The organism is Paracoccus laeviglucosivorans (assembly GCF_900182695.1).
In the GTDB taxonomy this organism is placed as follows: domain Bacteria; phylum Pseudomonadota; class Alphaproteobacteria; order Rhodobacterales; family Rhodobacteraceae; genus Paracoccus; species Paracoccus laeviglucosivorans.
This window is the reverse complement of record NZ_FXTK01000015.1, coordinates 26,895-40,990: the sequence shown is the minus strand read 5'-3', so window position 1 is coordinate 40,990 and position 14,096 is coordinate 26,895. Positions and strand designations below refer to the sequence as shown.

Below are 14,096 nucleotides of genomic sequence, written 5' to 3'. Positions count from 1 at the left end.
GATCGTCGATAATCTGACCCTTGCAGGACGGCGGATCATTTCCGCGCCAAGTGTCCCGACCGCATCCGGTCCGCGACGCGCCTGCACCTCCTATTATATCCGCAGAGAAAATCCATGACCGTGACCCGACGCCAGTTTCACCAGATCATCCTTGCTGCCGGTGCCTTTGTCGCACTTCCCGGTGGAGGCTATGCCGCGACGACCCAGCCTGTCAGCGGCGGCACGTTGAAGATCGCCTATTTCCCCGAGCCGTCGCAGCTGGTCGCCATCAATACCAGCGCGGGCGGTGCGCAATTCGTCGGCTCCAAGCTGTTCGACGGGCTGCTGACATATGATTACGACCTGACGCCGCGCCCCAGTCTGGCGCGGGAATGGAGCGTTTCGCCCGATGGGCTGGAATATGTGTTCCAACTGGAGCACGGCGCGAAATTTCATGACGGTCAGCCGTTGACCTCGGCTGATGTGGCCTTTTCGATTCTGCGTCTGAAAGACGCGCATCCGCGTGGCCGCATCACTTTCGCGCATGTCGCTGGTGTGGACAGCGCCGATCCGCATGTCGTCCGCATCAGGCTGGACAAGCCTGCGCCAGCGCTTCTGTCGGCATTGGCCGCATCGGAATCGCCCATCGTGCCGAAACATATCTATGAGGCGCTGGACCCCGCGCAGAACCCAACGCGCGAGCAGTTGCTCGGCAGCGGCCCCTTTGTCCTGAAGGAATGGGTGCCCGGCAGCCATATCCGGCTGGAACGCAACGCGGATTACTGGGCCAAGGGCCAGCCGCATCTGGATCAGGTCATCATTCGTCTGATCGGCGATGCGGGTGCCCGCGCCGCCGCGCTGGAAACCGGAGAGGTGGATATCGGCGAAAACCCGGTCGCGCTGGCGGATGTGGAACGCTTTCGTGCCGTGCAGAATCTGCGCGTTGACGATCGCGTCTATGTCTATGCTGGCCTGCTGAACCAGCTTGTGCTGAACCTTGACACATCCCAGCTGCAAAACCTGAAGGTGCGTCAGGCGATTGCCCATGCCATCGACGTGCAGGCGCTGATCAATGTCGTGCTACACGGCTATGCCATCCCCTCGCCGACGCCGATCCCGCCCAGCTTTAAGGCATTCCACGACCCTGACATCGGGTTTGCGAAGTTCGACACCGCGCTGGCCGAAAAGCTGCTGGATGAGGCGGGCTTTCCGCGTCAGGGCGACGGCACGCGGTTCAAGCTGCGGGTGACTACGAACCCGTTCAACGCCCCGACCTATTCCGATTTCATCGCGCAATCCCTGATCGCCGTCGGCATCGCCGCGGAAATCCAGCGCTTCGATTTCGCCACCTATGTCAAGACGATCTACACGGACCGCGCATGGGATCTGTCGGTGGAATCGCTGTCCACGACCTTCGATCCGACCGTCGGCGTCCAGCGGGTATATTGGAGCAAGAACTTCAAGCTGGGCCTGCCGTTTTCAAACGCCAGCCATTACGCGAACCCCGAGGTGGACCGCCTGCTGGAAGCCGCCGCGATCGAGCCGGACGTGGAAAAGCGGGCGCAGCTTTTCAAGGACTTCCAGAAGATCATCGCGCAAGACCTGCCGGTCATCAATCTGGCCGTCCCCGTTCAGCCCGTCGTCAGCAGCCTGCGCGTGCATGAATATGCGCCCGGCGCCGCGGGTCTGGGAGGGAACGCGGCCCGGACATGGATCGCCAAGGCTTGACCATATCGCCGCAATCCCCCACCGGTGCTTCCGGCATTCTATGGCGGCGCCTCTGGGGAATGCTTTGGCGCTGTTCCTGGGTCAAAAACGCAAAGCCGCATCCCTCGACGTCGCCAAAATCATCCATAGAATTGGTATATATTATTAAGGGATGCCCAGGATGACCCGCATCGTTTCCAGTGCCAGCCAGATGTCCTTGGGCCTGTTCCTGATGGGGGCGGGTCATCATATCGCGGCATGGCGCCTGCCGGACGCGCCGCATGGTGCCGCGACCTCGTTCCGGCATTTTCGCCAGATCGCGCAGATCGCGGAAGCCGCCAAGTTTGACATGATCTTTTTTGCCGACAGCGCCTCGATCCGCGAATTCGGCCATTCCGCGATCGGCGGGGACGAACGCGCCGTGCGGCTGGAGCCGCTGACGCTGCTATCGGCACTCAGCGCCGCGACGGATCGCATTGGCTTGGTGGGCACCGCCTCGACCACCTATAACGAGCCGTTCAATCTGGCGCGGCGCTTCGCTTCGCTGGACCTGCTGAGCAACGGGCGTGCGGGCTGGAACCTTGTCACCACCTCGAACGCCGAAGACGGGCCGAATTATTCGCTGGCCGAACATCCGCACCATGCCGAACGCTATGCCCGCGCCGAGGAGTTCGAAGCTGTGGTGCGCGGTCTTTGGCACAGCTGGCAGGGCGATGACGCATTCCCCATCGACAAGGCGGGCGGGCGGCTGTTCAACCCCGACCGCCTGCATCCCCTGAAACATCGCGGCGCGCATTTCGACGTGCGCGGCCCCTTGGGCGTGCCGCCATCCGCGCAGGGGCATCCGGTGATCGTGCAGGCGGGTGCGTCAGATGCGGGGCGCGAGATCGCGGCACGCTCGGCCGAGGTGATCTTTGCCGCGCATCAGAATTTCGACGATGCGTTTGCATTCTATCAGGACGTGAAAACCCGCATGGCCCGCTATGGCCGCGCGCCCGACAGCCTGCGCATCCTGCCCGGCATATCCCCGTTCATCGGGCGCACGCGCGATCAGGCACGGGCGGCGTTCGACGAATTGCAGGCGCTGGTCACGCATGAGGTGGGGCTGAAGATGTTGCAGCCTTTCACCGGCGGGCTGGATCTGCGCGATTACGACCCCGATGGCCCGCTGCCCGATCTGCCGCCGACAGCCAATGCCATCGGGCGGCAAAAGCTGCTGGTCGATCTTGCCCGGCGCGAAAACCTGACGATCCGTCAGCTTTACCTGCATATCGCGGGCGCGCGCGGCCATTGGCAACTGGTCGGCACCGCATCCGACATCGCCGATGAGCTGGAGCATTATTTCAGGAATGGTGCGGCGGATGGGTTCAATGTCATGCCGCCCGCGCTGCCACGCTCGCTTGGGCCGATCACGGAATTTCTGCTGCCGGAACTGCGCAGGCGCGGGCTGTTTCGCGATGAATATACCGGCGCCACCTTGCGCGACCATCTGGGTCTGCCGCGCCCGGACCTGCCCGCATTCCCGCAATCCGCCGCATAAGGGGGCGCATCATGACCCGCAAAATCGCGCTTGGCGCATTCCTGCATCCTTCGGGCCATCACGTCGCGGCGTGGCGTCACCCGCAGGCGGCCTCGGATGCCGGGATCAACATTCGCAACTATATCCGGCTGGCGCAGCTGGCCGAGGCGGCGAAGTTCGATCTGGTCTTTCTGGCCGACCAGATTGCGGTGCCGTCCGACAATCTGGACTATGTAAGCCACACCACCCGCGCGACCTATTTCGAGCCGCTGACCCTGATCTCGGCGCTGGCTGCCGCCACGCAGCATATCGGACTGGTGGCGACGGTTTCGACCAGTTTCAACAGCCCTTACAACATGGCGCGCTATATCGCGTCGCTGGACCATATCTCGGGCGGGCGGGCAGGGTGGAACCTCGTGACCTCGGGTTCCGCGCTTGAGGGTGAGAATTTCGGCCTTGGCGACGACTACCGCCTGCACGCCAACCGCTATCGTCAGGCCGCCGAGTTTGCCGATGTGGTGCGCGGGCTGTGGGACAGTTTCGAAGACGGCGCCGTGCCAGATGACCGGGCCGCCGGGCGCTATATCAATGAGGCGCGCGTCCATGCGTTGCACCACGTGGGCGAACATTACCGCGTCAAGGGCCCGCTGTCGCAGCCGCGTTCCCCGCAAGGCCAGCCCGTGCTGGTGCAGGCCGGATCGTCACCTGCGGGGCGCGATCTGGCGGCGCGCTCGGCCGAGCTGGTCTTTACGGCGCAGCCCTCGCTGGCACAGGCGCAGGAATTCTATGCTGACGTCAAGGCCCGCGCCACCTCCTATGGCCGCGACCCCGACAGCATCCGCATTATGCCCGGCGTCTTTCCCGTGGTCGGCCAGACCGAGGCGGAGGCACAGGAGAAGTTCGCCACCCTGCAAGACCTGATCACGCCCGAGGTCGGGCGCGAATATCTGTCCCTGCATCTGGGCGGGATCGACCTGTCCGGCCTTTCCGACCATGATCCGGTGCCAGACATCGCAGTCGGTGAACGCGGCCATGTCTCTCGCCCTCAACTGCTGCTGCAAAAGGCGCGCAGCCGCAATCTGACCATTCGCGACCTGTATCTGGAGATCGCTGGCGCAAGGGGGCATTGGCAGATCGTCGGCACGGCGGAAAGCATCGCGGATCAGCTTGAGGCTTATTTTACCCAAAACGCCGCCGACGGTTTCAACGTCATGCCGCCATCGCCCACGGGGCTGGACGATTTCGTCACGCTGGTCGTGCCCGAACTGCGGCGGCGCGGGCTTATGCGCGAGGACTATGACGCGCGGACCCTACGCGGCCATCTGGGGCTGGCGATCCCCCCGAACCGATACTCTGCCACGGCCCGTCAACCCGAACGGGCTTTGGCCTGAAACTTCAGAAAGCAAAGCATATGGCACAATTCATCCAGGCCCTACCGGTCAGCCCGCGCTATGAAAGCGTGGCCACGAAGTTTCGTCCCTTTCTTGAACGGGTCCGCGCCGAAGCGGTCGAGCGTGAGACGACCCACCGCCTGCTGCATCCCGAGATTGCCGAGGCGACCCGTCTGGGCCTGACCCGCCTTCGCCTGCCCGCGGCGCAAGGCGGAGCGGGCCTTGATCTGGTCGAATTCTTTGCCGCGGTGATCGAACTGGGTGCGGCAGACCCGAACCTTGCCAATGCTTTGCGCGCCAATGCCGGTATCCTTGAAGATGCACTGGCCCGGCCCAGCTATGAATGGAGCCAGCTGGTCGCCGCCGAGATCGCCCAAGGCAAGCTTGTCGGCAGCGGCGCATCCGAAATCGGCGGCGCCACGAACCGCAGCTATGAAACCGTGCTGCGCCCTGACGGCCGCGACTATCGCATTAGTGGGCGGAAATTTTACACCACCGGCTCGCTTTACGGCGATTACATGAACGCCTTTGCCCTGACACCCGAGGGCGATACCGTGACGCTGATCGTGCCGACACGCGCCAAGGGTGTCACGATTCTGGACGACTGGGACGGTTTTGGACAGCAGCTGACCGCATCGGGCACGGCGCTGTTGGAAGACGTGCTGATCCGCCGCGAATGGGTGCGTCCCAGCGCCGACCGTTTTCCCCATGCGCACGGCTTTTTCCAGCTTTACCACATTGCGACATTGGCCGGGATCGCCCGCACCATCGCCGCTGAGGCCGCAGAGCTGGTCGCTGCCCGCAGCCGCAGCTATCCCGGTCGTTCGAATGCCGAACGCAGCGCCGACGATCCGCAGATCCAACAGGTGCTTGGGCGGCTTGCCTCGGTCGCCTATGTGTCACGGGCGGCGGTGCTGCAGGCGGCGCGCGGGCTGCAGGACGTGCATGAACGCGGCCTTGGGCTGATGGATGCCGTGCAGCTGAATGAACTAAGCGCCATTGCCGAGCTGCATGTCAGCCAGACCGTCACCGTCGTCACCGATCTGGTGCTGGAGGCGGCGACCGTGTTGTTTGACACGCTGGGCGCATCTGCGGCCAAGCGGTCGCTGGGGCTGGACCGGCATTGGCGGAATGCCCGCACGCTGGCGTCGCACAACCCGCGCATCTTCCACGACCGGCTGATCGGGCGATTTGCCGCAACCGGCGAACTGCCGGATTCCTTTCAACAGCAGGGCCGCGCCATTCCCGGACATGCCCGTCCGCAACTTGTCATTGCCTGAGGCCCGCATGACCCTGCAACACACACCCGATACGCTTCGCCCAGCCCTTCTGCCCGGCCCGACCGATTTCCCCGACAGCCCGCTGTCGCATGCGCTGCGACAACCGACGCTGCTGGGGCTGTTCCTGCCGATTCAGGCGGGGGGCTGGACCGATTCCACGCTGCCCCGCACGACCGACTGGCGCTTTGACTATAACCGCGATCTGGTGATCGAGGCAGAGCGGCAGGGCTTCGATCTGGTCTTTGCACTTAGCCAATGGCTGCCCAAGGGCGGCTATACCGAAGTGCTGAACGGGCAGGCGCTGGACAGCTTCATCACCACGGCGGCGCTTGCGGCTGTGACGCAGCGCATCATGCTGATTTCCACGATCCACGTGCTTTATGGCCCTTGGCATCCTCTGCATCTGGCTAAATTCGGCGCGACGCTGGACCATATCAGCGGCGGACGCTGGGGCATCAATGTCGTGACCGGGCATCGCGCGGTGGAACATGAGATGTTCGGCTGGACCCGGATCGAGCATGACCGCCGCTATGAACTGGCCGCCGAGTTTCTGGAGGTGTTGGGCAAGCTGTGGGCGCTGGACGAGAATTTCTCGTATATCGGCGAACGGTGGCAGATGAACGAGGCGTTCGTGACACCCAAGCCGAATTACGGGCGCCCGATCCTGGTGAATGCCACCGGGTCGGATGCCGGGCTGGATCTGGCTGCGCGTTATTCGGACATCGTTTTCGTGACCTCTCCGGGCGGGGCCGACATCGCCTCGGCATTGGACACGTTGCCCGCACATACCGCAAAGGCCAAAGCCCGCGCCCGCGCGCAAGGGCGCGATATACGGACCTTGCTGAATCCGCTGATCATTGCCCGAGATACCGAGGCCGAAGCATGGGCCTATGCGGACCGCATCGTCGCGCAGCATGGCGGAAGAAAACCCATGGGCGCGGGTCGCTTTGACAGCGATGCGCAGGCATGGAAGGGGCATATGGCGAAATCCGATCCCTATGCCAAAGTTGGCGGCAATATCTATCTGATCGGCACGCCAGAACAGATTGTCGATCATCTGGTTCGGCTGAAAGCTGCAGGTGTGGATGGGTTCCAGCTTTCTTTTTATGACTTTGCGCCGGACCTTGCCTATTTCGGCGAACGCATCCTGCCGCTTATGAAGCAGGCCGGATTGCGGCGTGACGAAGAAAATTCACAAGAAAACAACAGCTTTAAAGAAACTTATGAGAAAGCTTGAAATGTTAATCTAAGTTAAACTGAACCAAGGTGTTCGCTATTTTGCCCACCAACCTGTAAGGTGAACTTATCCCGTCCGAATCATCGAACAGGTGTGATGGAGGGTTTCCAGTGGAAAACCCGCGTGACGATGCCCTGACCGGGCAGGATGCCCGTGCCGATAAGCTGCCGGTTTCTGAACTAAGCGATGATGAGGTCGAAGCCGCGTTCGATCGCATTGTTGCCAGCATTGACGAAGAACAAGGAACTGGCAACACGGCGTGAACGCCCATGCCCGTGTCCCGGCCTTGACTGGCGATGGGCAAGCTGCCGACCTCAGGGCTTGACCTAGCACCCAGACAAAGATCAGCAACCGACAACAGATGAGCAAGCTATATGGCGCGCATCATCTTGGTCTTGCACTAACCGCATAAGCCCGGCGATGTGTCGCCGGGCTTTGCATCGCGGTGGTGCACCTAATCCGTGATAGGCTGCAGGCTTGTCTCCAGTCGGGCGCGCAGGCGTTCGTGCTGCTGGGGCAGCTTCAGCGCCTCGCCCAGATGGGCGGTGTCTTCGTCGCGGTCAAAGCCCGGTTCGGCTGTCGCCACCTCGAACAGCACGCCGCCGGGGGTTCGGAAATAGATTGCCCAGAAATAATCCCGGTCGATGGGCGGCGTGACCTGCCAGCCGGTGTCCAGCAGCGCCTTGCGGACCTGATCCTGCGCCGCACGGTCGGGCACGGAAAATGCGATATGGTGGACAGAACCGCCGCCCTGCCGCGCATTATCCGCACCGGGCAAGGTTTCCACGTCGATGACATCTGCGCCATTGCCTTTCGCGATGCGCCAGCGGGTCAGGTTGCCGTCCGACGCCTCGGGCTGATAGCCCATGAAACGCAGCAGTTCTGCCGTCGCACCGCTATCGCGCAACCGTAAGGTCGCGCCACGGAAACCGCGCAGGGCATGGTCGGCATCAACGTGACCCGTCCAGCCCTGACGGGCCTCATCTGTTTCGACCAGCGCAAAGACATCGCCGTCAGGTCCGGTGAAACGCAGCCGCGCCTCTCCAAACGTGTTGTCGGGCTGCGCGTCCAGGCGGTTCTGCCAGAAGCCAAGGCTGCCTTTGGGGATGGCAAAAACTGTCTCGCCCACTTCGCCGGCGCCGGGGCGACCTTTGGCGATATGAGGAAACGGGAAATACGTCATCACGCTGCCCGGTGTGCCTTTTTCGTCGCCATAATACAGGTGGTAGACGTCCGGCGCGTCAAAGTTGACGGTCTTTTTGACCCGGCGCAGGCCCAGCGACTTGGTAAAGAAATCGCTGTTGGCCTGTGCGTCCGAAGCCAGCGAGGTAACGTGATGCAATCCGGTGATGGGAAGGGTCATGGCATCGCTCCTTTTGTTGGGATCAGGATGGCAGAAGCAACTAAGACCTATAATGGGAATAATTTTTCATTCACAATTGCGGAATATGCAATAAACCTGTGAAGATCGGGAATGGATCATGCGCATCGCCCATGACCGTCTGGCCGCGACCGAGACGTGGGAGCTTTCCAGCGGCAGTTCCAAGCTGCGGGTGCGGAGGGACTGGCGCGGAACGGGCAGGGGATCGTGCCGCTGCCCCGCATTATCATCTCGGACGACTTACGGGCGGGGCGGCTGAAAATCGTGCTGCCGAACTGGGACGCGCCGGAACTTTGGCTGACGCCTTATTACCCGCCGCCGGACCGAATTCCGGCGCGGCTGACGCTGTTTTCCGATTTTGTCGAGCAGGCGATCAGATCAATGCCGATATTTGACCCGGCAGGTGTGACGCGCCCGTCCCATCATGCCAATGTTATCGGGCATTCTGCGCCATCCGGTTGAACGCAGGGCGCGATTCCGGCATAAATGCTGCACCTTCAGGTGGTCCGGTCCAAAGAAGATCGGCGGGAAATCGGGACAGTGCATGCAGGATCAAAGATCGGCAGCCGTTTTTTTGATGTTGGTGATGTGGCTGGTGCTGGTTCTTGCACCGGTCAGCCATCTGCTGCCCGCAAGCCCGATCGCCGAAGCTGCCGCCGATAGCCTGGTCGATCTGGCCTTGCCCGAGCCTGCGGCGGAACCCGCATCCCCCGATATTGCCGATCACGACCATCAGCATCCGGGCGTTCTGCCCACGGCATCTCTGCGGGACCGGCCGTTCCGTATGGCCGTGGCAATGCCCGACAGCCACCGCGCCGAAAGCGCCGCGCCGCCCTGCTGCAAGCGACCCCCAAGGGCGTGATACCTGCGGCGGGACGGTTTTCGGGCCCGCATCCCATGTCGTGGTTCAGTGCGCGTGATCCAAGCGTCGCCGCCTGATCCGATGCTTCACGTCTGGTTCGGGCTGGACCTGCTATTTGGTCGCCCTGTCGGGAAATACGATGACGTCAATCACTCGCAGACATTTCGCGCTGCTGCTGCCTGCTACCGTGGCGGCTTGCGGCGGGGCGCCCCAGCCGCGCGGTCCGGTCTTCAAATCCTATAACGGGCCACCAGTAACGCAGGTGGTGGTCTATAAGGGCCGCCGCCAGATGTATCTGCTGAGCGGCAACCGCGTCCTGAAATCCTATGGGTTCGGGCTGGGCGGGCAGCCCTTGGGCCACAAGCAGTTCGAAGGCGACAACAAGACCCCCGAGGGCATGTATTTCGTCGATCGCTTCAACCCGCGCAGCCGCTATCATCTGTCGGTCGGAATCTCATATCCCAATGCCCATGATCGGGCATTCGCCGCGCAATACGGGCTGTCGGCAGGCGGCGACATCATGTTTCACGGCCTTGGACCCGAAGGTCGCAAGCTGGTCCAGCAACGCACTGACTGGACCGCTGGCTGCATCGCCGTCACCGACGCAGAGATGGAGGACATCTACGCCATGCTTTCGATGGGCGTGCCGGTGATGATCCACGCCTGACATTTTCCGGGGCAGGGCGACCCAATCGCCATGACCCCCAATCACAAATGCATCACGGAGATTGAGCAGTGACCAAGAATCCCCACCCGCCGAAGATCATGGACCGGCGGTTCTTCCTATACGGCGCGGCGGGCATGGGCATGACCTTGGCCGCGACCCGTTCTTACGGGCAGCAGTTCGACCCCAGCACCGGCCAGCAGGTCTTTGGCGCGGCCGAGGCGGGCCGCGCCCCCGATGTGGGCACCTATCAGGTCGATCCCAATGCCGATCAGCGCCGCAACCTGTCGTCGTTCCGGTCGCGGCATTGGAGCGAGTTTTTCCCCGATCTGGGCGTGGGCGTCATCCTTGCCGATGTGAATTCCAAGGCCCTGCACTACTGGTCAGGCGATCAGTCGGTGTATCGCGTCTATCCCTGTTCGATCCCGGTATCCGAGGAATTGACCAAGCGGGGCAAGACCGAGGTGGTCCGCAAGGCGCAAGCGCCCTCATGGACGCCCACCGCCGACATGCGCCGTCGCAACCCCGACCTGCCAGTGCGCGTCGAGGGCGGATCGCCCGACAACCCGCTGGGACCGTATGGCCTGTATCTGGCTTGGCCCGCCTATCTGATCCATGGCACGCATGACACGCGCAAGATCGGGCGTCGTTCGTCCAGCGGCTGCTATGGTCTGTTCAACGAACACATCACCGAACTTTACGGCATGGCCGAGGTCGGCACCAAGGTCGCGGTCTTCTGATTGCGCGCTTTACAACGGGCCGCCGTCGATGGACGGCGGCTTTTGTCATGCATGTGTCGCATAGAAATTCCTTATCGAATTTTCGTGAATGACCGCCTATCTTTTCCGGCAGATTTCAAGGCAGATTACTCAACCACAAGATTTGTCACTGCAGATCACGACTACATTGGCGCGATTGGTGGTCCTTGAAAAAGATAGCAAATCCTAATGCAGAAGCCCTTTAGGCACGGACACTTCTGTTGAATGACAGGCAATTGCTGCAGTTTGGATGCGCAGACGTGCTTATTGACAGCAACGGCTGGCCCATCTACCCCGGAAGATGATAAATATCGAGTAGTGCCGTGCGCTTGGCCTTCGGGTTAAGCATCTCAGTTTTTGGTGATTTTGATCCCTTCTTTTCGAAGGGGCTATGGGTGTGTTTTGGACAAGAGATCGGCTGAACTTGGGACTGCCCCCGTATACGTATCGCGACCCGTCCTTCCGCCGCTTGCGGAAGTGATGCCCTTGCTTGAGGAAATCTGGCAAAGCCGCATCCTGACGAATGGCGGCGTCATGCTGCAACGCTTCGAAGCGGCGCTGTCGCGCTATCTGAATGTCGAGCATATCACAATCGTCTCCAACGCATCGTTGGGATTGGTGCTGGCGCTCAGAGAATTCGGAATCACGGGCGAGGTCATCACCTCGCCTTTTTCATTCGTGGCGACCAGCCATGCGATCCGCTGGGCAGGGGCCGAGCCGGTCTTTGCCGATATAGATCCCCTGACGCTGAATCTGGACCCGGCCTCGGTCGAGGCGCGGATCACACCCAAGACGCAGGCCATCATGGCGGTGCATTGCTACGGCGCCCCCTGCGATACCGAGGGCTTGGCCGAAATTGCCCGCAAGCACGGGCTGCGGCTGATCTATGATGCCGCCCATGCCTTTGGCGTGCGCAAGGCGGGCAAGCCCTTGGTGGCCGAGGGCGATCTGTCCATCCTTAGCTTCCACGCGACCAAGGTGTTCCATTCGTTTGAAGGCGGGGCGATCATCTCTCCTACCCGCGAAATGAAGCTGCGGCTGGATCGGCTGGCGAATTTCGGCATCGAGGATGAGGTGACCGTCAGCTCGACCGGCCTGAATACGAAAATGAGCGAGCTGCACGCCGCCATGGGGCTGGCAATGCTGCCCAAGGTCGATGAGATCATCGAGGCGCGCGATCAGGTCGCGGGTCGCTACTGGTCGGGGCTATCGCAGGTGCAGGGGCTGCGCTGCCTGTGTCCGCCGGGCCAGAAAGGCCACAATTCCTACGCATTTCCAATTCTTGTAGGGCCGGAATATCCGATGCCGCGCGATGCGCTGTATCACCGGCTGCGCGAACACAACATCTATGCCCGGCGATATTTCTATCCGCTGATCTCGGACATGCCGATGTATCAGATGCTGCCTTCGGCGGCGCCCGCCGGATTGCCCATCGCGCGCCGCTCGGCTGAACGCATATTGTGTCTGCCGCTATATCCCGACCTTGATCGGGTGGCGCAGGACAAGATCATTCGCGTCGTTGCGGATCCCTGTCATTAATCGCGTGATCAAGGTTCAGGCCATGCAACACGAATTCGGTGCATATCATGGCTTTCGCCTGAATCACGGTCGCGGCGAATGGCGTGACGGAAGTTTGGGTGGGCGACATATCTCAACAGGATATGTCGCCCGCCGTTCCGCCCGCATCGCGTGTGAGAATATGATTCTCCGACCGGCCAATAAAATGACGATTGGGTCTGTCGCGTCGGTCGGATTGCAATGCGGTGGCGGTGATCAGGCGAACAGGCGCAAACCTACCGAAAAGTATAAGCGCCTGCTGGCGATCATCCCTGTAACGCGATTGAATAACGGGACTCTCGCAGGTAGAAATGCACCTGTAGACATGTATTCCGCCTATTGCGGATCAGGCTGGGAAAGCGGCGGCGGATGACCGCGGTGCACATAATCCCGGCATGGGCCGCTGCCGTGTGTTTTTCGCTCGGCCTATTGCTTATTTGCTTTGTTCGTCCTGCTTTGGCTGGGCGAGTTGTTGATTAGTCACTGTCCGCTTGGTCGGTCTTGTTAATGAGGTCCAGCGTTATGTCTATGCACTTGCTACGGGTCGCCGTCCTCAAGGATCGGTATCCAATGCAGTACATGACGGCCCGACATTCGAAGCATATTCTGGATTGGCGCCGTTTCGTTCCCTTCACCATGATCTCGCCCAGACTTGAGGGGTTCACACTTCTTGCACCGGGGCGCCGCACGGATCTGGTGCACAGCGAAAACCGCATTCCGCTGGGTGCGCACAAGTTCATCCTGTCGTTCGAAGACAGCGCGCCGCGGCGTTTCGGCTTTGAAGCCGACAACGCGCTGACGCGCTACATGGACGCAGCGATTGCCAGCCATCGGTGCCGTCGGCTGATCGCCATGTCGAATTTCGCGCGCAACCGCTTTCTGGATCAGCATCGCAACAATCCGGCTCTGCCTGCGTTGCAGGCCAAATTGGCGGTGCGCTATCCCAATATCGTCATCGGCGACACGCCCGATCTGCTGCAGGATGATGATGGCAAGACGCTGGTGCTGACCTTTGTCGGCGCGCATTTTGCCCGCAAGGGCGGTTGCGTCGCGGTCAAGATCGCGGAAAAGGCGCTGGCTGCGGGTGTGCCGCTGCGGGTCAACATCATCTCGCCGCTGGTGATGGGCGAAACGGTCTGGACCGACCCGTCCCGTCCCGGCTTTTACGATGAATACAAGGCGCTGTTGAATCTGGATAACGTCCGGCATTTCCCCGGCCTGCCCTACGCGCAAATGCGCGAGATGCTGGGCCGGTCGCATTTCGGCGTGCTGACCACCTTCGCGGATTCCTTTGGTTTTTCCGCGATCGAGGCGATGGCGGAACACACCCCGGTTCTGGGCACGCGCGTCTGTGCGCTGCCCGAGGTGATCGACGACGGCGTGAACGGCATCCTGATCGACATGCCGGTGGATCGGCTGGGGATGTGGCTGCGTCCGCAGGATCTTTCGCGGGCCAGCCCCGCTTATGAAGCCTATTTCCGCTCCGAAGTGGACCGCATTGCCGAAGCCGCCTTGCAGCGTCTGGCACCGCTGGTCGGGGATGGCGACCGGCTTAGGGGGATGCGCCGCGCCGCTAAGGCAAGCGCCATCGCCAAGTTCGATTCCCACGCGGCCTCGGATTACTGGGACGGGCTTTATGACGAAGTGGCGGCCGAGAATGTCGCAAGCGTGCCGCGCCGGCGCGAGCCTTTGCCGAACGAGGCGGCGGCTGTTTCCGCAACCGGCTTCGGAGGCGTCAGTGGCTGACAATACCCATAACAG

14 protein-coding genes are annotated in these 14,096 nt (G+C 61.7%); 13 read left to right on the top strand and 1 reads right to left on the bottom strand.

Annotated elements, in window-relative coordinates; all coding sequences use genetic code 11:
* Positions 1-114 precede the first annotated feature (114 nt).
* The 6 genes from FN835_RS14775 (at position 115) to FN835_RS21300 (ending at position 7,376) form a co-directional block, all read left to right on the top strand.
* Positions 115-1,707 carry an ABC transporter substrate-binding protein gene (locus tag FN835_RS14775; protein WP_142664001.1) on the top strand — a complete coding sequence of 531 codons (1,593 nt, stop codon included), beginning with the start codon at positions 115-117 and terminating at the stop codon, positions 1,705-1,707.
* Between the two features lie 160 nt (positions 1,708-1,867).
* Positions 1,868-3,226 (top strand): LLM class flavin-dependent oxidoreductase, encoded by a 1,359-nt coding sequence (locus FN835_RS14770; RefSeq protein ID WP_221930441.1) that lies wholly within the window; start codon positions 1,868-1,870, stop codon positions 3,224-3,226.
* Between the two features lie 11 nt (positions 3,227-3,237).
* Entirely contained in the window at positions 3,238-4,596 is a 1,359-nt protein-coding gene (locus FN835_RS14765; protein WP_185958701.1) for an LLM class flavin-dependent oxidoreductase, read from the top strand.
* A 20-nt stretch (positions 4,597-4,616) separates the two neighbouring features.
* Positions 4,617-5,876 (top strand): acyl-CoA dehydrogenase family protein, encoded by a 1,260-nt coding sequence (locus FN835_RS14760; protein WP_142663999.1) that lies wholly within the window; start codon positions 4,617-4,619, stop codon positions 5,874-5,876.
* A gap of 7 nt (positions 5,877-5,883) precedes the next feature.
* A complete protein-coding gene (locus tag FN835_RS14755) occupies positions 5,884-7,113 on the top strand; it encodes an LLM class flavin-dependent oxidoreductase (RefSeq protein ID WP_142663998.1) in 1,230 nt (409 codons plus the stop codon).
* 110 nt (positions 7,114-7,223) lie between these two features.
* Complete coding sequence (locus tag FN835_RS21300; protein WP_185958700.1) at positions 7,224-7,376, top strand: hypothetical protein; 153 nt, start codon at positions 7,224-7,226, stop codon at positions 7,374-7,376.
* A gap of 191 nt (positions 7,377-7,567) precedes the next feature.
* Here FN835_RS21300 and FN835_RS14750 read toward each other — a convergent pair whose 3' ends face one another.
* Complete coding sequence (locus tag FN835_RS14750) at positions 7,568-8,476, bottom strand: VOC family protein (RefSeq protein ID WP_142663997.1); 909 nt, start codon at positions 8,474-8,476, stop codon at positions 7,568-7,570.
* Positions 8,477-8,632: 156 nt separating this feature from the next.
* Between FN835_RS14750 and FN835_RS14745 the strand changes: the two genes are divergently transcribed.
* The 7 genes from FN835_RS14745 (at position 8,633) to FN835_RS14715 (ending at position 14,081) form a co-directional block, all read left to right on the top strand.
* Positions 8,633-8,956: a LysR substrate-binding domain-containing protein gene (locus FN835_RS14745; protein WP_142663996.1), complete on the top strand. Its 324-nt coding sequence runs from the start codon at positions 8,633-8,635 to the stop codon at positions 8,954-8,956.
* Between the two features lie 82 nt (positions 8,957-9,038).
* A complete protein-coding gene (locus FN835_RS14740; protein WP_142663995.1) occupies positions 9,039-9,356 on the top strand; it encodes a hypothetical protein in 318 nt (105 codons plus the stop codon).
* A gap of 139 nt (positions 9,357-9,495) precedes the next feature.
* Positions 9,496-10,023 (top strand): L,D-transpeptidase family protein, encoded by a 528-nt coding sequence (locus FN835_RS14735; protein ID WP_142663994.1) that lies wholly within the window; start codon positions 9,496-9,498, stop codon positions 10,021-10,023.
* Positions 10,024-10,121: 98 nt separating this feature from the next.
* Positions 10,122-10,760, top strand: a complete 639-nt coding sequence (locus FN835_RS14730) for a L,D-transpeptidase (protein ID WP_425467475.1) — start codon at positions 10,122-10,124, stop codon at positions 10,758-10,760.
* Positions 10,761-11,258: 498 nt separating this feature from the next.
* The gene (locus FN835_RS14725; protein WP_142663993.1) at positions 11,259-12,317 is read left to right on the top strand and encodes a DegT/DnrJ/EryC1/StrS aminotransferase family protein; all 1,059 of its coding nucleotides are present in this window, start codon (positions 11,259-11,261) and stop codon (positions 12,315-12,317) included.
* Positions 12,318-12,339: 22 nt separating this feature from the next.
* Positions 12,340-12,708: a hypothetical protein gene (locus FN835_RS14720; RefSeq protein ID WP_142663992.1), complete on the top strand. Its 369-nt coding sequence runs from the start codon at positions 12,340-12,342 to the stop codon at positions 12,706-12,708.
* Positions 12,709-12,905: 197 nt separating this feature from the next.
* Entirely contained in the window at positions 12,906-14,081 is a 1,176-nt protein-coding gene (locus FN835_RS14715) for a glycosyltransferase family 4 protein (protein WP_185958699.1), read from the top strand.
* Positions 14,082-14,096: the final 15 nt, after the last annotated feature.